This window comes from Rhizobium tumorigenes, assembly GCF_003240565.2.
In the GTDB taxonomy this organism is placed as follows: domain Bacteria; phylum Pseudomonadota; class Alphaproteobacteria; order Rhizobiales; family Rhizobiaceae; genus Rhizobium; species Rhizobium tumorigenes.
This window is the reverse complement of record NZ_CP117260.1, coordinates 235,838-257,063: the sequence shown is the minus strand read 5'-3', so window position 1 is coordinate 257,063 and position 21,226 is coordinate 235,838. Positions and strand designations below refer to the sequence as shown.

Genomic DNA, 21,226 nt, shown 5'->3' with positions numbered 1-21,226 from the left:
GCTGTCAACCGAAGATCACGAAAGAGCGACAATACGAGCATCTCTAACCGTCCCCCAGACAATGGATGGCGCCGAACATATCGCTCACGGGGCCTGAGGCCTGCACGACCATTCCCTCTCCAAATCCATCGGCGTGTCTTGCGGCAATCCTGCGATAATGATGGATCGCGACATTAATAAACAATTTTTTGCCTAGGAAAACGGCAGAATCGACAGCCATCATTATTTATGAAAACCATTTGACTAAATAGAATTGTGCTGCCATCCTGAGCTTGCATGGAGTTTTGGGATGGCATTGCGGGGCACCAATCAGGAGTCGGGAAGGCCGTACAACCGGCGGATCGTGCTGGAATCGATCCGGCTTCTCGGCCCGACCACCCGTGGCGATATCGCCACCCGAGTGGGACTGACCGTGCAGACCGTTTCCACCATCGTCCGCGAACTCGAGGAACAGGGCCTCATCCTGTCCGTAAAAGAGGAGCCCCGCGGACGCGGCATTCCGCCCTCGACGCTGACCATCAATCCCGACGGCGGGCTTTCAATCGGGATCCACATCACACCGCTTTTCATCGAGGCCGCGCTGGTCAACCTGCTCGGTGACGTTGTCGACAGCCGCCATTGCGTCGCCTTGAATCCAATGCCGGACGAAGCTTTCGCGCTGATCGAAGACATGATCTCCGAGCTGAAGGCAGGCCTTCGCGGCGGCCGGTTGCTGGGCGCGGGCCTGGCGCTGCCGGGACCCTTCGACGTCGAATCCATGAGCTTCGTCGGCTCCACGACGATGATCGGCTGGAAGAACGTCGACATCCGCCAGCGGCTTGCCGACGCCACGGGCCTGCCTGCGTTCTTCGAGAACGACATGGCAGCCGCAGCGCTCGGCGAGCAGCTTTACGGCCTCGGGCAGCAGCTTTCGGATTACTACTACCTGTTCTTCAGCGTCGGCCTCGGCGGCGCCATGATGCATGACGGCCTCGTTATGCGGGGGGCCTGGGGGAATGCGGGGGAAATCGGCCACATGCCGGCCGTCCCCGACGGCGAGCCCTGCCCGTGCGGCAACCACGGCTGCCTGGAGCGCTATCTGTCACTCGATGCCTTCAACCGGCGCGGACTGTCGGAGGCCGACTGGGTGCGCGAGATCGCGCCGATCTTCCGCAACACGATCCGCACCATCGAGAACCTCTTCGATCCCGAAACCGTCGTCATCGGCGGCCTGGCACCACAGCCGCTGATAGACGAGCTGGCCTCGCTGGTCGACGGGCTCAACAGCTCGGTTTCTGCCCGCTCCGACCGCGCCCACCCACGCGTGATGGTGGCGAGCGATTGCCAGTATTCAGCGCTGCGCGGCGCAGCGGCGCTTGCGGTCTTCGGGGCGCTTTCGCCACGCTTCGGCCAGATGTTTGAAACTGCAGAAAAAGGGATTGCCGTATGACTGAGAAACTGCTCGTCCTCGATGGTGTTCGCAAGAACTTCGGCGCGATCGAAGCCCTGAAGGGCATCAGTTTCTCGATCGGAAAGGGCGAGGTCGTCGCACTTCTCGGCGACAATGGCGCCGGCAAGTCGACACTGGTAAAAATTATTTCCGGTGGCCTGCAGCCAACTGCCGGCCACATGCTCTTCGAGGGCAAGGAGTTCCAGGCAAAAACTCCTGCGGAAGCCAAGGCAGCCGGTATCGAGACCGTCTACCAGGACCTGTCGCTTTGCACCAACGTCGACGTGGTCGGCAATTTCTTCATGGGCCGGGAGATTACCCGCAAGTTCGCGGGCATACCGTTTCTCGACGAGAAGGCGATGGAGAAGATCACCAGCGAGGCATTGTCCAGCGCCGGAACGCGCATTCCCTCCATGCGCACCAAGGTCGAGCACCTGTCCGGCGGCCAGCGCCAGGCGATCGAGCTCAACCGGTTTGTCCACTGGGGCGGAAAGCTGGTGCTGCTGGACGAGCCGTTTGCGGCACTCGGCGTCGAACAGACGCGGCGTGGGCTGGACATGATCCGCCATGTCGCCAACCAGGGCATCGGCGTCGTCATCATCACCCACATCATGCAACAGGCCTTCCAAGTCGCAGATCGCATTGTCGTCATTCGCCATGGCGTCGTCGCCGGCGATGTCGAGTGCAGCAAAACAAGCCCGGATGCAGTGATCGAGATGATCACAGGGCAAACTCTCGCCGGAGCCGGACCGGTGGGCAGACAATGAACGGGGTCCGGCTCAAACTGGAGAGAACGATCATGAAGCGTATAGTGCTAACCTTGCTGAGCGTCATGGTGCTCGGCTTGTCCATGCTCACGACAGCCGCCGCCGAAAGCAAGGGCACCGTTTATTACCTTGTGCCGACCCTGCTCGACGAATTTCAGACCGGCTCGGTCAATGCCCTGCAACTGTTCCTGAAGCAGGCGGGCTATGACATGAAGACACTCAATGCCGACAACAAGACCGACGCCCAGCAGTCGCAGATGAACGACGTCATGGCGCTGAAGCCTGCGGCGATCATTCTCGCTGCCGTCGATTTCAACGCGCTGAAGCCTTCCATCGAATCAGCCCGTGCTGCCGGCATTCCCGTCGTTGAATTCGACCGGCAGGTCACCTCGACCCCATCAGATTTCACCTCCGTGGCAGGTACGGTCGAGATCGGCCATATCGCCGGCGACCAGGCCGAGGCGATGCTGAAGGCCAGGAAGGGTGACGTGAAGGGCAAGATCCTGCAGGTCCTCGGCGACCCCGGCGACCCCTACACTCTCGATATCCAGAAGGGCTTCGAGGAAAAGATGAAAGCCTTTCCCGGCGTCAAGATCATTTCGGTTCCCGCCATGCAGTGGGAAGCGAGCAATGCCGGCACCATCGTCTCCGACCAGATGCTCGCCAATCCCGATATCGATCTGATTTTCCTGCATGCAGCCCATCTCTCGGTGGCAGCGGTGGCTTCCCTCGAGGCAGCCGGCAAGAAGCCGGGCGACGTCATGCTGATGAGCTCGAACGGCGCACCCGTCGGCCTCGACCTGATCCGCAAGGGCTGGCTCAACACCGAAGTGGAACAGCCGCTCTACGCCCAGGCAGCCGCCGTTGCCATGTTCATGGACAAGGTGGTCGCCAAGCAGGAGATCAAGGCCGGCACCTACGACGTGCTGGGCCTGAAGAGCGAAGTGACGATCGAGCCATGGGGTCCGAACATCAAAGTCCCGGGCTCTGCAATCACCAAGGCCAATGTCGACAACCCTGCATTCTGGGGCAACCTGAAGCCACCTGCTGGAACGATTGAATCCGTGAAGTAGTCGGACCTTCCGTCCGGGGTCACAGCACCCCGGACCCCTCCCCTCCAATTCGGATTTGCCTGATGACGCCTCGTACACGCAAAACGCTCGAATACGTTCTCGATAATCTCGTCTGGTTCATGCTTATCCTCGTGCTTGCCGTATTCTCGGCGGTGATCCCGAGCTTTTTCCAGATCGGCATCTTTACCAACATCATCGAAGCGTCGAGCGTGCTCGGCGTCATGTCGATCGGCCTGGCGCTGGTGATCATCACCGGCCACATGGACCTCTCGGTCGAATCCGTTGCCGCCCTTTCGGCGATGGCGGTTGGTATCCTCTTCTGCTCTGCCGGCATCGGTCTCGGCATCAAGCTGTCGCCCGAGTGGCTCATGGTCCCCGTTTCCCTGCTGATCGCCTGTGCCATCGGCGGGCTGATCGGGCTCCTCAACGGCGTGCTGGTCGTCAAGTTGAAGATGAGTGCCTTCATTATCACGCTGGCGTCGTTCATCTGGGTGCGCGGCATCGTGCTTGCGATCTCGGGCGGACGATCGGCCCAGGACCTTACGCCGGCCATCCGCTGGTTCGCCATCGAGCGGTTCCTCGGCATTCCGCTTTCGGCCTGGATCGCCATCTGCTGCTTCCTGATCTTCTCGGTGATGATGTCGAAGACGAAATTCGGTCGGCACCTGGTGATGATCGGCGGTAACGAAACCGCGACATACCGGGCCGGCATTCGCGTTACCCGTAACCTGATCCTCGCCTTCGTCATGGCCGGTGCCATAGCCGGGCTTGCAGGCTGGTTGCTGGCGATCCGCACATCCGGTGCCACTGCCAATCTCGGCGTCGGGCTGCTGTTCAATGCCTTCGCGGCGGTGGTGATCGGCGGCGTCAGCCTCAAGGGCGGCGTCGGAGGCCTGCCGGGCGTCTATGCCGGCGTGCTGCTGCTTTCCTCCATCAACACCGCCATCAACCTCATGGGACTGCCGGCAAACTACACCCAGGTCATCCACGGCTTCCTGGTGCTCGCCGCCGTTCTTCTCGACACATTCAAACAAAGACTTCGCCAGAGGCTCGCATGACAAACAGACTGAAAGACAAGGTAGCATTGGTCATCGGCGCATCGCGCGGCATCGGCAAGGCCGTCGCCCTGCGGTTCAAGGAAGAGGGCGCAAAGCTCGTGCTCGCCGATTTCGAGGAAAACGAGGGCGAGGCAACCGCCAGGGAACTCGGAGCGGATTTTATTCGCACCGATGTCTCATCGATGGAGGAGACTGTCGCTGCCGTCTCGCTCGCCATCGAGCGCCATGGTCGCCTCGACATCATCGTCCAGAACGCCGGCATCTATCCCTGGCAGCTGATCGAACACACCACCCCTGATGACTGGGACCGGGTGCTGGCCGTCAACCTGCGCGGTTGCTTCAATGCCGCACGCGCAGCCCTCACGCCGATGAAGGCGCAGGGGTCGGGCACCATCCTCTTCACCTCGTCGATAACCGGCCCGCATGTCACCAGTCCCGGTCATGGCCACTATGCGGCCAGCAAAGCCGGCATCAACGGTTTCATCCGCTCGGCAGCACTGGAATTCTCGTCCTACGGCATCACCGTGAACGGCGTCGAGCCGGGCAACATCCTGACGGAGGCCGTCCAGCTACACCGCAGCGCCGCGTTCATCCAGAACATGGAAGATTCGATCCCGCTCGGCCGTCTCGGAACGCCCCGGGACGTCGCCAACGCCTTCCTGTTCCTCGCATCGGACGACGCGAAATACGTGACGGGCACGACGATCGTCGTTGATGGCGGACAGCTGTTGCCGGAAGGCGCCGACTTCAAGATCCTGCCGACCTGAACGGATTTGCGGACCGCGGACTGACAGCTAACTGTAATAGGAAAGCAGGTCCTGGCCCGGTTTGCTCAGCCAGTCCGCCGTCCCCGCGATATAGCCCGCTATGTGCTGATCAGGCGTTACCAGATAGGTAATCGGCATTCCATAAAGCGGAAACTGCTGGCCTGAGGCAGCATCCGTTCCCGCGACTATACCGTTCGGATCGAGGTAGATCGGCAAGCCCGCTACGGAGAGATCGGAGAGGAAGAGCTTGACGTCTCCGCGATCTCCCTTGTCGATTGAAACTGCGGCGACGTCGATCCGCTTTCCCATGGAAGCCTTCAGTTTCGCCAGGGCAGGAATATCCGTCTTGCAGAAGACACACCACGTTGCCCAGAAGCTGACCAATGTTACTTTGCCACTGGCAGGCTTCAGGATTTTTGGCTTCCCGTCGAGGCCGGACAGCGTCGTCGGCGCCATGACGAGCGATGGCTCCAGAATGGTGAACTGGTGATGGTCAGAATAAAACACCGGCGGATTGTCAAAAGAGCGCGCAGGCGCAACGTGCGGATAGGCAAGGGTAGCTGCCGCACCAAGGCCGCCAGCCACAACGCTCCGCCGCGTTAACGGCTTGCGCAGCCCGCGCGTCTTCAGATCATGCATGGATATAGCTCCATCCGGCTTCCTGGAGATCAACCAGCCTCCCTACACCATAAGGGACTACCTTGACGCCCTCCAGCAGCGTTATTTCCTGTCTCTCCTTTTTCTCGGCAATTGCTTTCGAGGAGCCACAGACACTGAGCGTCAGCCCGGGGATGAGTTCCCGCAGCGCGCGGATGGGATCGGCAAGCGGAGATTTGTCGGCGCGAAACATCGCGATGCCCGCAGCATTTGCGACGATCTCGATCAGCGGTGGCTCGCCCTTGTCGCCATAGTACCGGCTCAAATTCATGGAGCCGCCGATCGCATGACCCATGATTGCCTCATCGCCGCTATCGACGTGGAATATCACGCGGTGAGGTTTCTTGCGTTTTCCGGCGGGAATGGCGGCAGGGCTTGGCTCGGATGCCAAGGCAGGGCTTGCAGTGGCCAGGCCAACGAGCCCGAACGACATCATCGTCATCACGCTACGCCGCAGCAGCCTAAAACGATCCTCCTCGAACTTCATACGATTTGCTTTCTCATACTTTAGACGACAGCTTCGGTTTAACGCGGGTTGGAAGGGTGTCGTTTTGCACTTCATGGGTGATATCGAGGAAGGACTGCACAGCAAGCAATCCTCGCTGCATCATGGCTGGTCTGTCCGAGACAAAATCGGAAAGCGCTGCGTGCGACCCCAGAGAATGAACAGGCAGAGTGCCAGCAGAACGACATTCAGCGGCAACACCGCGAATTCGCCACGGGAAATGTGGAACGCTGAGGCACAGATCTGCAGCGCCGTACAGCCAAATGCTGCAGCCACGGTGAGGCGAGGCCGAATTCGGGTCAGCGCTGGCATGAAGATGCCGATGCCGCCGACGATATCGATGAGCCCCATCAGGCGAACGAAGCTTGCGGGAACGGCGCCTGTCCACGGCATCATGCCGGCCAGCTGCGAGATCGGTGTGGTCAGCTTGGTAAAGCCGAAGAAACAGAAGCTGGCGAAAATCAGCCCCTGAGCTACCCAAAGCGCGCCCTTCAGGAGCTTATGACTGTTTCTGGTCTCGGTGCCGATTACGGAGGGGATCATGTCGTGCCTCTTCACATCTCTGATGAATTCGTCTGCTCCGGGGAAACTTGCCTGCGCCATGCTTGAAATGAAATAGGGATAGTTTTGAATGAGACGTTCGGATAATCTGAACAGCATGAACGCTGCATCCTTCGATCAATTCGCTGTTTTCGTAGCCATCGTTGACGAAGGCAGCTTCGCAGCCGCAGCCAAAAGCATGAACCGGGCGCACTCGGCGATAACCTATGCTATCCAGAAACTGGAGGACCAGACAGGCGCGCGGCTCTTCGACCGCTCAGCTTACCGTCCGTTGCTGACCGAAGCGGGCATTGCGCTGTTGCCGCGCGCGCGAAGAATCCTCGATGTCGTCGCGGAATATCACCTCGTTGCCACGGGTCTGGCAAAAGGCGTCGAGACGGAGGTCCGGCTCGTCATCGATCCGTTCATTCCAATGGATCTCGTGACGACAACACTGAAAGCTTTCCACGAGACCTTCCCGACCCTGCAGGTGCGCCTCATGGTCGAGCCGGTCGAGACTTCCGTCCGGGCGATTACGGATGGTTGGGCAGATGTCGCGATAACCGTCGATTATTTCCCCTTGACCAACCAGCTGGAACGCAGCGCCTGCGGATTGATCGAACTCGTTGCGGTCGCGGCACCTGCACATCCGCTTGCTAGGATCGCCGGCCCCATCGAGCCTGAAGTTCTGCGAGATCACCTGCAGCTCATTCTTGCAGCACGTCCCTCCGTTTCGACAAAGCAGGATCACGGGATCATCGCCGTCAATCGCTGGTACACGACCGAGCTCGAGACCAAGCACGCTATGCTGCTTGTCGGCCTCGGATGGGGAAGCATGCCACGGTCGCGGGTAGAAGCCGATATTGCAGCGGGGACGCTCGTGGAGCTCCACCCCACGCAATGGGATGGATTGGACAGTATGCCGAGATTTCCCTTTGTCGTCGCACGGCGAAAAGGTACTGCCCTGGGCACGGCGGGTCGCTGGCTCGTGGAGAGGCTGTCAGAGAAATGACGCCCGGTGCCGGCGCGGCGAGACCAAATTCAGTCCGCCGGAAGCCCTCACTTTTTTCGCAAAACAACTCTTGAAACCGAATTTTTGGAAAACCAGATAATTGTTGCTGGATGCCAGAAAGGGCCAGCGATCACCGAGGCGCCGGTTGCTTCGGCGTCTTCGTACCCATGTTGCTTCAAGGAGGATATGGCTATGGCAACATCTTATGACTATGCACCGCTTTTCCGCTCGAGCGTCGGCTTCGACAGGATCTTCAATCTTCTCGAAAATGCACAGCGCGCGCGTTCGATCAGCGACTGGCCGCCCTATGACATCGTAAAGACGGGCGACGATACCTACCGCATCTCGGTCGCGGTCGCCGGTTTCTCGCAGGACGAGCTGAGCCTGACGTTCCAGTCGAACCTGCTGACGGTTACCGGAAACAAGGCGGAAACGCATGGTGAAGGTTATCTGCACCGCGGAATTGCCGGTCGCCCGTTCGAACATCGCTTCGAATTGGCAGACCACGTCCGCGTCTCCGGCGCCGGTCTCTCCAACGGCCTGCTGTCCATCGATCTGGTCCGGGAAATTCCGGAAGCGATGAAGCCGCGCAAGATCGAGATCCAGACAGGCCCGACATTGGCCGCCAGCACGACCGCTCCACAAATTGAAGCCAAGAAAGCTGCCTGAATATGTCAGCGAACGTATGAGCATTGGGGGCGCTGGTTTTCGGCGCCCCTTCCGGCGCCATCAGCCTGTCGCCGGGCCAGCCCTGCGAATGAACGAGCGGATGGCGATGAGAGCGACGCAGGCGAGAGACACCAGGAAAATGGCGCCTGACATTGCGTAGATAACTGGCGACGCACCGGAATTCATCTTGCCGAACAGCACCACCGGAAGCGTGTTCTGGCGGCCCGCCAGATAGACGGCACGGGTGAATTCGTTCAGCGAAAGCAGGAAAGAGAATATGAAAGCGCTTATCAGGCCCGGCCGGATAAGCGGCAACGTGATATCGATGAACTGCCGCCAGCGGGTAGCGCCGAGATCAGCGGCCGCGACGAGATAGGACCGGCGAACGGCGGCAAAGCTAGTGAGGATAACGATGAAGGCAAACGGCATCGCCCACAGCACGTGGCCTGCGATGACCGTCACGCTCGATGCCTTGATACCGGCTCGCGTAAAAACCGCCGAAAGAGCCAGCCCCTGAATGACGCCGGGCACGAACATTGGCAGGATGACCATCAGGAACCATGCCGGTCGCCGGGCCCGCAACTCGAAATAGGCAAGGGCTGCGAGCAGCGACATCCCTGTCGCCAGAAATGCCGTGACGGGCGCAATGATCAGCGACTGTTCCAACGCCGACATCAGCGCCGTTTCCTTTGGCAGCGCGAGGTACCACTGAAGACTGAGGTTGGACAGGCTCGGAAGACCCGGCTGAAGCGCCGGATTGAACGACACGGCAAGCAGATAGAGCGGCGGTGCATAGATGACGAGCAGTCCGGCGATGGTGACGACCCAGAGCAGGATGCGGTTAGAAAGTCCTTCACGGAGCATCATGGTGACTGGTCCTCGAAGAGCGAGGCAAGGCCGAAAAGCCGGTTGCCGACCAGCACCAGACCGAAGATGACAGCAAGGACCACCGTCGAGATTGCAAAGGCCAGCGGATAGTTGGCGACACGCATAACGTCGTTGATCATTACAGAAACGATCGAAGCGCCTGCGCCGCCGAGCATCTGGACCTCTGTCGAAGACCCGACCACCATGACGAAGACGAACAGGAAGCCGGCGAAAATGCCCGACAATGTCAGCGGGAGCAGAATGGTCGCAAGGCTTCTCCAGAAGCCGGCGCCGAGATCCTGGGCCGCCGCCAGCAATGTTGGATCGACACGGCGCATCGACAACAGCAACGGGAAGATCGCGAACGGCAGATAGGAAGCGACAAGTCCGACCACGACCGCGAAATTGCTGAAAAGCAACCAGTCGAGGGGTGCGTGGGTGATGCCGAATTGCTGCAGCATCGTATTGATGACACCCGTGCGGCCGAGCACGAGCCGCCATGAAAAGGAGCGGATAAGGTATGACGTGAAAAAGGGGGTGGTAATCAGCGCGAGAAGCAGGATGTTCAACCGCCGGCCTGCGAGAAAATGGATCGCATAGGCGGTGGGATAGGCAATCAGCAGACAGAGGAACGCCGTGGCGAAAGCCTTCACCAGCGTCGAGACGATGACGGTCCAGCGGCCCGCGTCCAGAATGGCTTCGTAGCCGGCAAGGCTCAGATCCGGTTTTATCCAATAGGTCTGGGGGTCCCAGCTCCAGAAGCTCCAGACGACGACGATGGTCAGCGGCGCGAGCCCAAGCGTCAGGATCGCCAGAAGCGGCGGCGTCATCAGCATCGACGACATAGGCAGGCGCAGTCTCGCCATCGGCATCTCCGGGGTTCGGTGGCAGCGGTGGTGAAAACGACCGCCGCCGATTGTTGGGCTCAGGCGTTGCGCAGCTTCTGCCACCACTCTTCGTAAAGCTGGAAATTGTCCGGCCTGGCATTCTGCCAGTAGATCTTGCCGGCGAACTTGGCTTTCACGTGTTCGGCCAGCTTCTCAATCTCTTCCGGCTTGTATTCTTCTGGATGCGCCTTGGCATAGGCGACGTTGTTGTCGGTCGGCACCAGATAGCCGCGCGCCTGGCCGAGCTCGCAGCCGTAGAGGCCGCCGAGCAGGCCATTGACGAAGCCATGCGCGGCGTCGGCTACACCGCGATCGGCAGCCCCCTTGAGGAGAACGGTGTTGTTGCCCCAGCCTTCGTAACCTTCGACGGGTGCGGCGTATTCCACCTGCAGCCCGCGCTTGCGGCCTTCGTAGACAATAGGCTCCCATCCGGTCATCGCGTCGACCTCTTGGTCGGCAACGAGTTGCACACCCTGTTCCCAGCCATTCCAGAACGTGCGGAACTGGCCGTCGGTCTTGTGCTTGATCAGGAACTCCATGACCATACCGAGTTCGGACTCGGTCAGGTTGCCGGGATCGACGATCGGCTTGTTTTCGCTTTCCTTCAGGTACATGGCGGTAAAGATGACGCTATTTATCCACGCATCCTCCATCGCAACGCGACCTTTCAGCTTCGGATCGAAGATCGCACCGTAGCTGTCGATCTTGCCCAGTTTGTCGGGCCTATAGATGATCGAGTCGGCGTTGACCACGGTCGGTATGCCGTACTGCTTTCCGTCCTGCTTCAGGTAGGGAATGTTCTTTGCCCACGGCCACACGCTCTCGTAATTCGGGATCTTCGAAAGGTCCCAGGGAACGATGACGCCTTGGCGCGCAAGCTCCTTTTCGGCACCGCCCTGGAAGCCACCGACGTCGAAAAGATCATTGGCATTGCCCGCCTTGAGGCGGGCGATCACCGGACCGAGGTCGTTGCCGTTGTCGGTAAATTCAGGAGTTACGCCACTCTGCTTTGCAAACGCCTGCCATTTGTCGCCGATGTCCAGCGTTGCCGTGGCCCAGAAGGCAACCGTGCCAGCCCCTTGCGCGGCAAGACGCGAGGCGAAACCCAGGCCGCCGGCAGACAGGGCAGCACCTGCGCCCATCAGCTTCAGGAAATCGCGGCGCTGCACATTGCTGTTCCGGTTGGATGAAAGTGGTCTGTCATGGATCGTCATTGTCATTCCCCTTTTTTGTTGTTGGCATGCATTGCTTGATCCGCTTGCAGAACCGTCAGTTGGCAGTCTCTAACTTGCAATCAGGACTGCCGCACCGGGCTTCAGGCCAACTGACACCTCCTGCCCTATAGCGAGATCCCCGCTATCGGCATCAATCACGATCATCAGCGTCTGCCCATCGGCAAAGGCGAGTTTCAGATCCCGATGCAGGCCCCGGAAAGTCGTGTCGACAACGGTGAGCCGCAGCGACGGAGAGGCGCCCGACGGCGTCAGAAACAAGCGGTCCGGCCGAATGGCAACGACACTGGCCGTCGGGTCCAACGGTCCGGCCGTGCGCACGGGCATCACCTGACCGGCGACAGTGGCCTGCGCATGATCGCCAACCGATATCACCGCCTCCGGCCGCAGCACCGTATCGATGCCGACGAAACGGGCGACGAAGGCATTCGCCGGTGTCTCGAAAAACTGCGCCGGCACGTCGACCTGCTCTATGCGGCCGCGATGCATGACCGCCATGCGATCGGAGAGGCTGAGAGCTTCGTCCTGATTATGGGTGACCAGAATGAAGGTCGCGCCGGTGCGCTTGTGCAAGCGTCCGAATTCGTCGCGCATCTGCTGGCGCAAGCGTTCGTCCAGCCCGGTCAGCGGTTCGTCCAGCAGCAGGATGCCCGGCTCCATGACCAGGGCGCGGGCGAGCGCCACCCGTTGCCGCTGGCCGCCGGAGAGCAGATTGACGTCGCGCGGCCCGAAGCCTGAGAGTTCGACAAGATCCAGCGCATCATCTACTTTTGCCTGAAGCGTCGCGTTGGACATCCCCTTCAGACGAAGCCCGTAGCCGATATTCTGGGCAACGCTCATATGCGGAAACAATGCCAGGTTCTGGAAGACGGTATTGACCGGCCGACGATTGGCCGGAACGTCGCCGACATCCTTGCCGTCGAACGCAACACGACCCGAGGTCTGGCGGTCAAAGCCGCCGATCAGCTTCAAGAGCGAGCTTTTCCCGCATCCGGACGATCCAAGCAGCGTGAAGAATTCGCCCGCCTTGATCTCGAGCGTCACGTCGTCGAGCGCCTTGACAGGCCCGTACTCTCTGCTGACATGATCGATCTGGATCGATATCGCCATCTTTACCCTGCCTTGGCGCTGGTTTCGCGAACGATCAGAATGCCGTTATCGGTGACGCTCAATGTCTGATTTTCCTGGATCAAGGTCGTTGCCGTCGCCTCCTCCACGATAGCCGGCCCTTCGATCTGCTGGCCACCGCAGAGCTTGTCACGCGCATAGACGGGGCACGCGATCCATCCCTTCGAACCGCCGAAATAGACATTTCTTTGTCCGCTGGGCGCGACGCGCTCGACGGCCGACTTTATCTTCGGCAAGGCAATGACCGTTCCGTTCAGAACCGCTTCGAGATGCAGTGTCGTGATCTCGATAGCCGCATCCGCGAGCCTGAAGGAATAGGATCGTTCATGCGCCGCATGGAAGCGTTCTGCAAGGCTGTCGACATCGTCTTCGTGCTGGAAGTGCACGTAGACGCCATGCTCCTGTCCGCGATAACGCGCTTCGACCTGATAGGTGAACCTGATATCGGCCTCCTGCCCCTTGGCGAAGTAGGCGATGGCCTCCGTCTCCAGGCTCTCGAACCGTGGACCCATCTCCGCCAGAGCGCCTGCCGACAATTGCACGAACCAAGTGCCGCGAAAGTCCGCCCGAGGTTCCGCCGCCAGCATGCCCCATGCGGAAAAGATCCCGGGATGCGGCGGAATGATGGTCGCCTTGACACTGAGATCGCGGCCGAGACGGGTCGCGAGTGCAGGTCCGGCACCGCCGCTGACGACAAAGACGGCATCGCGCGGATCGTGACCGCGCTGGACGGTCACCAGCTTGAGGGCATTGATCATGCTCGCATGGGCTATATCGATGATCGCCAGCGCAGCATCCTCGATACTTAGCCCCAGCGGCCTGGCGACAGTCGCGATCGCGTCTTCTGCCTTCTGCTTGTCCAGATGCATGCTGCCGCCGGCAAATGTCGCGGGATCGAAAATCCCTATGGCAAGGATGGCGTCGGACAAGGTCGGTTGCGTGCCGCCGCGCCCGTAGCAGGCGGGACCCGGTGTCGAGCCGGCACTTTGCGGGCCAACGATCAGCGCGCCGCGATCGTCGATGCGCGCAATAGAGCCACCACCGGAGCCGATTTCGACAATATCGACAACCGGAACCTGGATGGCGTGGCCGGGCGCAATCCGTGTGTGTTCCAGCTTGTATTCGACATTCAGGGTCGGGCGGGCGTCGTGGATCAGCGAGCATTTTGCCGTCGTCCCCCCGACGTCCAGCGACAGAACCTCACTTTCGCCAATGGCGGTACCAATACGTGCCGCCCCGGCAACACCACCCGCCGGTCCCGATTCCACCAGCGTCAGCGGGCTGTTGACGGCCTGGTCGAATGTCGAGATCCCGCCGTTCGATTGCATTGCATAATAGGGGCAGGTCAGGTTGCGGCCCGTCAGCGAGCTTTCCAGCTGCGCAAAGTAGTTGCGAATGATCGGCTGCACATAGGCATTCAACACGACTGTGTTCGAGCGCTCGTATTCCCGCCACTGCCGCGAGACTTCATGGCTCGCACAGATGGTCGTAAAAGGCAGCGCATCGGCCAGGATCCCGGCACACAGTATCTCGTGCTCGGGGTTCGCGTAACTGTGAAGAAAGAGGATGGCCACTGCATCGACATCCTCCTCGAGGCATTTCGCGATGATCGGCCGCAGGTCGTCGCATTCCAGGGGCATCAGCACCTTACCGGAAGCATCGAGGCGTTCCCGAACCTCGAAACGGAGATGCCGGGGCACGAACGGCTCGGGGCTGTGAAACTGTAGGTTATAGAGATCGGGCCGGTTGCCACGGCCGATTTCCAGAACGTCGCGGAAGCCCGCAGTGGTCACCAGCGCAGTGCGCACGCCCTTTCGCTCTGTAATCGCATTGATGACCGTCGTCCCGCCGTGGGCAAAAAATGTCACGTCCCGTGTGCGCAACCCGTCTTTTGCTTCGGCAGCAGCGATGGCGTCGAGTACGCCGATCGACTGGTCGTCGACGGTCGTCAGGCTTTTGGCGGTAAACAGTTCGCCACTTTGCTCGTCATAGCCGACGAGGTCCGTGAACGTGCCCCCGACATCCGTTGCCATTCTGATCATCCCGCAATCCTTCTCTCATATCCGTAAAGCCTGGACGCGTCGGCCTCCGTCAAAAATCCGTCCTGCAGATCCTGCTCGATCATGGAGGTTTCCCGGTCGCGGGCGTCGCCCCATCCGCCGCCGCCGCCGGTGACAACCCGCAGGATGTCGCCGGTCGTAAGGTCGATATGGGCGACGCGACCATGCGACTGCGGCGCACCCCGATCTGCCGGCGCGATCTGCAGCACATTCGCAGTGCCGCTTCCGCCGCCATCCATCCCCCAGGGAAGGGTGCTGGTGCGTCCGAAGCTGCCGTAGGCCGATGCACCGCCGCTCAAGATCTCGTACTCGCGCACGATGCCGAAGCCGCCGCGTCGGCGGCCCTCGCCGGTTCCACCCTCGACGTTCAAGGCGTAGCGTTTGACGCGCAACGGAAAACGGGCTTCGATCAGCTCGACAGAATAGTTGTAGGTATCGCCGTCCGTGAGTGCGATGACGGCATTGGCGCCGTCGCGATGCTCACTGGCGCCCCAGCCACCGTGATGCGGCTCGATGTGGATGAACGGCTGCCCGTTGGCATCCCGGCCGGAAATGTAGACGACGCATAGGCTGGAATAGGAACCGGCGGAAAATCGCCCCGGCACCAAAGCGGCGAGCGCCTTCCAGACCAGTTCCGACGCATGCACCGAGCCCTCGTAATACCAGCCCGTCGGCGAGGGTTTTTCAGCGGTAAACAGCGTTCCGGATGGAGCGATCACCGTCAACGGCCGAAACCAGCCTTCGTTGGAGGGCTCCTGCGGCCCGACCATCGCCTTGACAATAGTCTTGACGGCAGACTGCAGCGCGCCGCGTGCACAATTGATGGGCCCTGCAACGGCCGGCGGACACCCGGTGAAATCGGCTGTAATGCTGTCGCCGGAAATCGTCACGGCAACTTTGACGAAAATAGGCGCCGAACTGACGCCGTCGCCATCGATGATATCGGTTGCCTCGTAACAGCCGTCGGGGATGAGGGAGATGGCAGCCCGGCTGCGCTTCTCGCTGGCATCGAGCAGATTGGTGAAGGCAGCCCGAACGGTTTCGGAACCATACTTCGCTGAAAGCTCCATCATCCGCCGCGCCGCCACACGCACCGTCGCGACCTGCGCATTGAGATCACCGAGCGCGATTTCGGGCAGGCGGACGTTTTCGCTGATGATGTGGAGGATTTCGTCGGAAAACACCTCAGAGCGCACGACTTTGACGCCGGGTAGCCGCAGGCCCTCCTGAAACACCGAGGTAGCATTCGGCGCAAGGCTGCCGGGAACAGATCCACCGACGTCGAGATAGTGGGCGACATTGATCGCATAGCCAACGATCGTGCCATCCGCAAACAGCGGCTTGACAATGGCAAAGTCGCAGGCGTGCGTGCCGCCGGCATAGGGATCGTTCGAAAGCAGGATATCGCCATCGACAAGATTACCGGCAAATTTGCCGATCAGCGCCTTAACCTGGACGCCGAACGTGCCGGTGAACAGGGTGATGCCGTTCATCTGGGCGACGAGCTCTCCCTCGGCTGTCAGCAGGCCGCAGGCAAAATCCAGCACTTCATAGATTACCGGACTCATGCTCGTGCGCGCCATGACGATCCCCATCTCGTCGACGGTCGCCATCAGCTTGCCTTCGATGATCTCCTGGGTAACGGGATCGACAGTCATGTTCCCTGGGGTCATTTTCTACCCTCATCATTCATATCGAGGGTAGATTAGGTGACCTCGCGCATTGCGGGTAGCCTGCCATATGGGTGGGCTGCCTTCGCTGCACCCTACCCATATGGATAGGTCAGCGGTCCCTGATGGCCATCACGGCAGCCGTGCGCGTCGTGACATTGAGCTTGGCGAAGATGTTGCGCAGGTGAAATTTGACCGTGTTGTCGCTGAGGCAAAGCTGTCGGCCGATTTCCTTGTTGCTCAGTCCTTCGCTGAGCAACTGCATGACGCCGCGCTCACGCTCCGTCAGCCCGCCCGGCTCGACCTTGGCGATTACAGCCACCGCCTCTGCCAGCGGATCGCATTCGGGCGCAAGTTTGAGCGCGTCGGCAAGTCTTTGCGACACCACGTCGGGGACGTCCATCGACGCCGCAAGCCCAACCAGTTGCTCGGTGAATTCGGCCCCTTCGAGCAGAAGTATGGCGCGATAATCGAAGACCGGCAGCGACAGCAGCATGTCCGATAATTTTGCCGCGGCCTCCTGCGGCTTGTCTTCGGCAAGCAGCAGGCGGATATCGAGAAAACCGAGTTCGATGCGCCGGGGGATGTGCGGTTTGGCGGGCTGTTGGTCCATCAGCCGCTGAAACCCCGCGCGCGCGGCCGCGATTTCGCCGCGCGCAGCATCGATACGCGTCCAGAGTAGCGCCGGCACCGTGCCGCGCAGATGATAGGCGAGCATGTTGGAGCTGTCGGTGGCAGCGCTTTGCCGGCTCATTCCCTGGACCTCGGCAAAGCGGGCTGCTTCGTCGACGTGGCCAGAGGCGATCAGTAGCGTGACACGCTCGCCGTCGATCAGCCGCGTCAAGCGGTCGAAGCCACGCCGGGCAGCCACCGCGCGGGCGCTGTCCATGGCGGCGTGGGCGGCAATGATGTGGCCGTTCAGCCGGTGTACGCGCTGCTGCGCCATGAAACCGGCGGCGAGAAGATCGAACCAGGTGTCGTGGCGCTCGAGATGCGGCAAAGCCCAGGATAGCGACGATGATGCGGCCTGCCGCTCGCCGCGCATGGAGAGTATTTCGCTTTCCAGCACTTGCCCGACGGCGTCGAGATCGCTTCCCTTACCAATATGCGTCTGCGCCTCGACGATGAGGTTCCGATAGGCTTCGGCAGCCCCGATGCTGTCTCCGCTGAAAAACGATGCCTGACCGATATGCGTATAGAGGTGCATCGCCCCGAAATCGGCGCCGCCATCGCGGAAAGCCCGAAGCGCGAGTTGGCCGTAGTGCAAGGCACGATCGAGCTCGGTCCGGATCAGGAAATTGTAGGACAGCATGTTCAAGGCAAGCGCGCGATGGATAATCTCCATATCGCTGTCCTGCGACAGATCCGCCTCAAGAGCTGAAAGATCGCCGGGACTTGCCCGCCGGTCGGTATAGAGCGACAGGAGCACCCGGACGACCCTCAGGTCGCGTGACAATTTACCGTCACCGGAAGTACGCTCGGCCAGCGCCAGATAGTGGTTGGCCGTATCGAGCTGTCCGGCCTTGGCGCTGATGACACAAAGCCCGAGCGTCGTCAGCGGAAATGCCGATAGATTGATGCCCGCCGCCTTTTCGATCAGCGCCTGAAACAGAAGTGCGCCGCCGCGCGTCGTCGCATATACCCGCCGCCATCCGCCGGCAGCCTCGATGATCTCGGCTGCCAGCGCCGTATCGTCGGCCAGCATCGCATGCCGCACTGCCGCATCACAATCGTTGGACGCCTGGAACCACCGCGCAGCCTTTCTCAGCACCTGACCGGGATCGATACCGATCCGGGCAGCCTCTTCCTTGAGGAAGCCGTTGAAAACCGGGTGATACCGGATCCAGGCTCCCTGCCCATCGAGCACGGCGATCGGCAGCGCATAGGTGCCGAGGCGATTGAACAGTCCGTTAGCATCCGGCAGATCGCAGACGGCTGCGACAAGCGTCCGCCCGATAACCGGAAGCGAGGCAGTTTCGATCAGGAACTGCTGGATGTCTTCCGGCAAGCTGGAGAAAACCTGCTCCGACAGGTAACGCCCCATCTCGGCATTGCTGCCATCGAAAGAATCGAGGATCGCGCCGCTGTCTGTGGTATCGTTGACCAAGACCCGGACCATCTGCAGGGCCACGGCCCAGCCTTCGGTCCGCTTGTTCAACGCGCCGATCTGCCTGCTCGTCAATAGTGTCGAGCGACCCGCAAAGAATTCCCGTGCTTCGCCGTCGGAAAAGCTCAGATCCGCAACGCCGATCTGCCTGAGTTCGCCGTTGAGGCGCAGTGCAGACAGCGGAAAGCGGGGCGCGCAGCGGGAGATGAGAATAAAGCTGATATGGGTGAGATCGGCTGCGGCAAGCAGTCTCGCCAGAAGTGCTTCCGTCGCGTCGGTCTGGGCAAAATGATAGTCATCGACGAACACAGTGACGGGCATCTCGATCTGGCGCAGCCGCGTGATGAACACCGAGAGAACCGAAGGCACGGCCATGCTGCTGGCATCGAGCCCCCGCCCCTCGTCCGGCAAGAGCGGCGCAAGCGCATCCATCAACGCCAGGAGAAAATGACGCTCGTTGCAATCCTCGGCGTCGAGCGTCAGCCAGACCGGCCGCTCACCCTCGCTTTTCAACAACTGGTACCACTGCGCGGCAAGCGATGTCTTGCCGTAGCCAGCCGGAGCAACGATCGTTGTCAACCGCCGCGATCCGGAGCGCTGCAACTGCGCAAGAATATCCCGACGCGTTATATCTGCGTAGTTGCTTGCTGGTGGCTGAAACAAGGGTCGGTCGATTGTCATTCCCCATGATTGCTGGCGCCAGCGCCAGTTGCAAGTCGGGGACGCAAAATGACGCGTTCTGTGGACGCAATTGAAACCAGCGCGCAGTTACCCAGTCCACGTTGTAAACTGATTTTGACCAGAAATGGCCCGGCTCCGCGTTCTAGCCGACCGGTCACTGTGCGCTGGGCACGATCCTTACAAAAACACGATCATTGCAACAGGTCGCAGCCCGTGACCGACGGCAGTTCATTCAATGCCGGAGGACAAGGCCTTGCAGCCGTGTCCACGTTCGAAAGAAGGAGAGCCTATGGAAGTCCGGATCCCGACCCTCTCGGACCCCGTTTCAGGAAGCGATCATGCCACCTTTCGGAGAGCAGCGGTCGTCGTATAGCGCTGCGACTTGGTCGTGGCACCATCGGCAAATCTGAACTGGTCTAGCAGGCTAAAGAGTGCGGATGCCTCGTTGGCAAGGCTGTGGCTTGCAGCAGTCTGCTCCTCGACCATCGCCGCGTTTTGCTGTGTGCCCTGATCGACCGTGTTGATTGCGCGATTTATCTCCATCAGGGCCGTGGACTGCTCCCGTGAAGCATCGACGATTGCCGAGATATCGGCATTGATATTTTCGACATGCTGCGCGATTTCCTGCAGGGCGCCACCAGCCTTGGTGACCAGCGCAACGCCGTTGCCGACCTGAACACTGGAGGCCGTGATCAAGGCCTTGATCTCCTTGGCTGCCGTTGCCGAGCGTTGCGCCAATTCGCGCACCTCCTGTGCCACGACGGCAAAACCCTTGCCCGCCTCGCCGGCACGCGCAGCTTCCACCCCGGCATTCAGGGCCAGAAGGTTGGTCTGGAACGCGATTTCATCGATAACGCCGATGATATTGGAGATCGCTCGCGAGGAGTTCTCGATCTGGTCCATCGCCCCGATTGCCTCCCGCACGACCGCGCCGGAATGGTGCGCATGCTCCTTGGTACGGGCGACCAATTGTCCGGCCTCCTCTGCACGTCGGCTGGAATCCTTGACGGTCGTGGTAATTTCCTCGAGAGCTGCCGCCGTCTGCTCGACGGATGCCGCCTGCTGCTCCGTCCGCTTCGCCAGATCATCGGCAGACGAGCGAATTTCGTTGGATCCCGCCGAAATCGCCTTGGCATTTTCCGCGACGGTTCTCATGGCATCCTGCAGCTTTTCGGATGCTGCGTTGAAATCGGCCCGTAGCTTCTCCAGCGAGGAAATAAAGGGGGTATCGATCCGTTGCGAAAGGTCGCCGGAAGCAAATTTCGTCAGGCAATCGGCAAGCAGCTCGACGTTTTCAACGCGTTGGGTGACATCGGTGGCGAATTTTACCACTTTGATCACTTTGCCCTTGAGGTCGAAGACCGGATTGTAGGACGCCTGGATAAAAACCTGATGCCCCGACTTGCTGACACGGGTAAACTCGTCCGCGACAAAGTCTCCGCCGCGCAGACGTGCCCAGAACTCCGCATATTTCTCGGAATTGGCTTCAGCGGCGGAAACGAAAAGCCGGTGATGTTTGCCGACGACCTCTTCAAGTGTGTAGCCGAGCGCCTTCAGGAAATTCGCATTTGCCGAAAGGATTTTTCCGTCCGGTGTGAACTCGATCATTGCCTGAGCGCGGGACATTGCGGTGATTTTCGCGGCGCTGTCGAGTTCGTGGATCTTGGTTTGGGTAATGTCGTTGGCAAATTTTACGATCTTCAGGACTTTGCCGCGACTGTTCTTGATGGGGTTATAGTTTCCGCGAATATAAACCTCGCTGCCGTTTTTGGCGAGGCGCGTAAATTCCCTGCATTCAAATACGCCGCTCTGGAGCTTTTTCCAGAATGCGACGTAGTCGGCAGACTCAGCGTACTCCTTGTCGAGAAAAATCCGATGATGCTTCCCGATGATTTCCGATGGCGAATACCCCATGAGATCGCAGAAGTTTTTGTTGGCGGCCAAAATCTTTCCGTTGATGTCGAATTCGATGACGGCAAATGAAAGATCAAGGGCGCCGAGCACTTGCTTGGAATTCGAAGAAAGAAAATTTACCACCGCGTGGCTCCAAAGAAACAGTGTTGAGATGCTGTCTCAATTGTGGGACATCATATTTAAAAAGCCATTAATTGCGAACG

Annotated in this window: 18 protein-coding genes; 7 read left to right on the top strand and 11 right to left on the bottom strand. The window is 60.1% G+C overall.

Going from position 1 to position 21,226, the window contains the following annotated elements:
• The first annotated feature begins 289 nt into the window (after positions 1-289).
• From PR017_RS28105 to PR017_RS28085, 5 genes are all read left to right on the top strand, one after another.
• Positions 290-1,429, top strand: a complete 1,140-nt coding sequence (locus PR017_RS28105; protein WP_111221691.1) for an ROK family transcriptional regulator — start codon at positions 290-292, stop codon at positions 1,427-1,429.
• The gene (locus PR017_RS28100) at positions 1,426-2,196 is read left to right on the top strand and encodes an ATP-binding cassette domain-containing protein (RefSeq protein WP_111221690.1); all 771 of its coding nucleotides are present in this window, start codon (positions 1,426-1,428) and stop codon (positions 2,194-2,196) included. The genes PR017_RS28105 and PR017_RS28100 overlap by 4 nt, the downstream gene beginning before the upstream one ends.
• Before the next feature lie 32 nt (positions 2,197-2,228).
• Positions 2,229-3,269: a sugar ABC transporter substrate-binding protein gene (locus PR017_RS28095; RefSeq protein ID WP_111221694.1), complete on the top strand. Its 1,041-nt coding sequence runs from the start codon at positions 2,229-2,231 to the stop codon at positions 3,267-3,269.
• 62 nt (positions 3,270-3,331) lie between these two features.
• A complete protein-coding gene (locus PR017_RS28090) occupies positions 3,332-4,327 on the top strand; it encodes an ABC transporter permease (RefSeq protein WP_111221689.1) in 996 nt (331 codons plus the stop codon).
• A complete protein-coding gene (locus tag PR017_RS28085; RefSeq protein WP_111221688.1) occupies positions 4,324-5,094 on the top strand; it encodes an SDR family oxidoreductase in 771 nt (256 codons plus the stop codon). The genes PR017_RS28090 and PR017_RS28085 overlap by 4 nt, the downstream gene beginning before the upstream one ends.
• Before the next feature lie 27 nt (positions 5,095-5,121).
• On the opposite strand, the gene PR017_RS28080 is transcribed toward PR017_RS28085, so the two are convergent.
• From PR017_RS28080 to PR017_RS28070, 3 genes are all read right to left on the bottom strand, one after another.
• The gene (locus PR017_RS28080) at positions 5,122-5,733 is read right to left on the bottom strand and encodes a TlpA disulfide reductase family protein (protein WP_111221687.1); all 612 of its coding nucleotides are present in this window, start codon (positions 5,731-5,733) and stop codon (positions 5,122-5,124) included.
• Positions 5,726-6,238 (bottom strand): DsrE family protein, encoded by a 513-nt coding sequence (locus PR017_RS28075; RefSeq protein WP_111221686.1) that lies wholly within the window; start codon positions 6,236-6,238, stop codon positions 5,726-5,728. The genes PR017_RS28080 and PR017_RS28075 overlap by 8 nt, the downstream gene beginning before the upstream one ends.
• A gap of 120 nt (positions 6,239-6,358) precedes the next feature.
• Positions 6,359-6,799, bottom strand: coding sequence for a DoxX family protein (locus PR017_RS28070; RefSeq protein WP_111221685.1), 441 nt, complete (start codon positions 6,797-6,799; stop codon positions 6,359-6,361).
• Positions 6,800-6,887: 88 nt separating this feature from the next.
• Here PR017_RS28070 and PR017_RS28065 point away from each other — a divergent pair, with 88 nt between their 5' ends.
• A complete protein-coding gene (locus tag PR017_RS28065) occupies positions 6,888-7,808 on the top strand; it encodes a LysR family transcriptional regulator (RefSeq protein WP_111221684.1) in 921 nt (306 codons plus the stop codon).
• A gap of 192 nt (positions 7,809-8,000) precedes the next feature.
• A complete protein-coding gene (locus PR017_RS28060) occupies positions 8,001-8,477 on the top strand; it encodes an Hsp20 family protein (protein ID WP_111221683.1) in 477 nt (158 codons plus the stop codon).
• Positions 8,478-8,537: 60 nt separating this feature from the next.
• On the opposite strand, the gene PR017_RS28055 is transcribed toward PR017_RS28060, so the two are convergent.
• From PR017_RS28055 to PR017_RS28020, 8 genes are all read right to left on the bottom strand, one after another.
• Positions 8,538-9,344: an ABC transporter permease gene (locus tag PR017_RS28055; protein WP_111221682.1), complete on the bottom strand. Its 807-nt coding sequence runs from the start codon at positions 9,342-9,344 to the stop codon at positions 8,538-8,540.
• Positions 9,341-10,210, bottom strand: coding sequence for an ABC transporter permease (locus PR017_RS28050; RefSeq protein WP_111221681.1), 870 nt, complete (start codon positions 10,208-10,210; stop codon positions 9,341-9,343). The genes PR017_RS28055 and PR017_RS28050 overlap by 4 nt, the downstream gene beginning before the upstream one ends.
• Positions 10,211-10,269: 59 nt before the next feature.
• Entirely contained in the window at positions 10,270-11,445 is a 1,176-nt protein-coding gene (locus PR017_RS28045) for an ABC transporter substrate-binding protein (RefSeq protein WP_111221680.1), read from the bottom strand.
• Between the two features lie 69 nt (positions 11,446-11,514).
• The gene (locus PR017_RS28040; protein ID WP_111221679.1) at positions 11,515-12,573 is read right to left on the bottom strand and encodes an ABC transporter ATP-binding protein; all 1,059 of its coding nucleotides are present in this window, start codon (positions 12,571-12,573) and stop codon (positions 11,515-11,517) included.
• 2 nt (positions 12,574-12,575) lie between these two features.
• Positions 12,576-14,633 carry a hydantoinase/oxoprolinase family protein gene (locus PR017_RS28035; protein ID WP_111221678.1) on the bottom strand — a complete coding sequence of 686 codons (2,058 nt, stop codon included), beginning with the start codon at positions 14,631-14,633 and terminating at the stop codon, positions 12,576-12,578.
• A complete protein-coding gene (locus PR017_RS28030; protein WP_111221677.1) occupies positions 14,630-16,324 on the bottom strand; it encodes a hydantoinase B/oxoprolinase family protein in 1,695 nt (564 codons plus the stop codon). Before PR017_RS28030 ends, PR017_RS28035 begins: the two co-directional genes overlap by 4 nt.
• Positions 16,325-16,433: 109 nt before the next feature.
• On the bottom strand, positions 16,434-19,007 hold the full coding sequence (locus PR017_RS28025; RefSeq protein ID WP_240539095.1) for a LuxR C-terminal-related transcriptional regulator: 2,574 nt from the start codon (positions 19,005-19,007) through the stop codon (positions 16,434-16,436).
• A 438-nt stretch (positions 19,008-19,445) separates the two neighbouring features.
• Positions 19,446-21,146: a methyl-accepting chemotaxis protein gene (locus tag PR017_RS28020; RefSeq protein ID WP_111221675.1), complete on the bottom strand. Its 1,701-nt coding sequence runs from the start codon at positions 21,144-21,146 to the stop codon at positions 19,446-19,448.
• Positions 21,147-21,226: the final 80 nt, after the last annotated feature.

Coding starts and splice junctions, on each gene's coding strand:
- PR017_RS28105 (WP_111221691.1), top strand. CDS start 290: ATGGCATTGCGGGGCACCAATCAGGAGTCGGGAAGGCCGTACAACCGG.
- PR017_RS28045 (WP_111221680.1), bottom strand. CDS start 11,445: ATGACGATCCATGACAGACCACTTTCATCCAACCGGAACAGCAATGTG.
- PR017_RS28055 (WP_111221682.1), bottom strand. CDS start 9,344: ATGATGCTCCGTGAAGGACTTTCTAACCGCATCCTGCTCTGGGTCGTC.
- PR017_RS28060 (WP_111221683.1), top strand. CDS start 8,001: ATGGCAACATCTTATGACTATGCACCGCTTTTCCGCTCGAGCGTCGGC.
- PR017_RS28085 (WP_111221688.1), top strand. CDS start 4,324: ATGACAAACAGACTGAAAGACAAGGTAGCATTGGTCATCGGCGCATCG.
- PR017_RS28080 (WP_111221687.1), bottom strand. CDS start 5,733: ATGCATGATCTGAAGACGCGCGGGCTGCGCAAGCCGTTAACGCGGCGG.
- PR017_RS28095 (WP_111221694.1), top strand. CDS start 2,229: ATGAAGCGTATAGTGCTAACCTTGCTGAGCGTCATGGTGCTCGGCTTG.
- PR017_RS28035 (WP_111221678.1), bottom strand. CDS start 14,633: ATGATCAGAATGGCAACGGATGTCGGGGGCACGTTCACGGACCTCGTC.
- PR017_RS28030 (WP_111221677.1), bottom strand. CDS start 16,324: ATGACCCCAGGGAACATGACTGTCGATCCCGTTACCCAGGAGATCATC.
- PR017_RS28065 (WP_111221684.1), top strand. CDS start 6,888: ATGAGACGTTCGGATAATCTGAACAGCATGAACGCTGCATCCTTCGAT.
- PR017_RS28100 (WP_111221690.1), top strand. CDS start 1,426: ATGACTGAGAAACTGCTCGTCCTCGATGGTGTTCGCAAGAACTTCGGC.
- PR017_RS28040 (WP_111221679.1), bottom strand. CDS start 12,573: ATGGCGATATCGATCCAGATCGATCATGTCAGCAGAGAGTACGGGCCT.
- PR017_RS28075 (WP_111221686.1), bottom strand. CDS start 6,238: ATGAAGTTCGAGGAGGATCGTTTTAGGCTGCTGCGGCGTAGCGTGATG.
- PR017_RS28090 (WP_111221689.1), top strand. CDS start 3,332: ATGACGCCTCGTACACGCAAAACGCTCGAATACGTTCTCGATAATCTC.
- PR017_RS28050 (WP_111221681.1), bottom strand. CDS start 10,210: ATGGCGAGACTGCGCCTGCCTATGTCGTCGATGCTGATGACGCCGCCG.
- PR017_RS28070 (WP_111221685.1), bottom strand. CDS start 6,799: ATGATCCCCTCCGTAATCGGCACCGAGACCAGAAACAGTCATAAGCTC.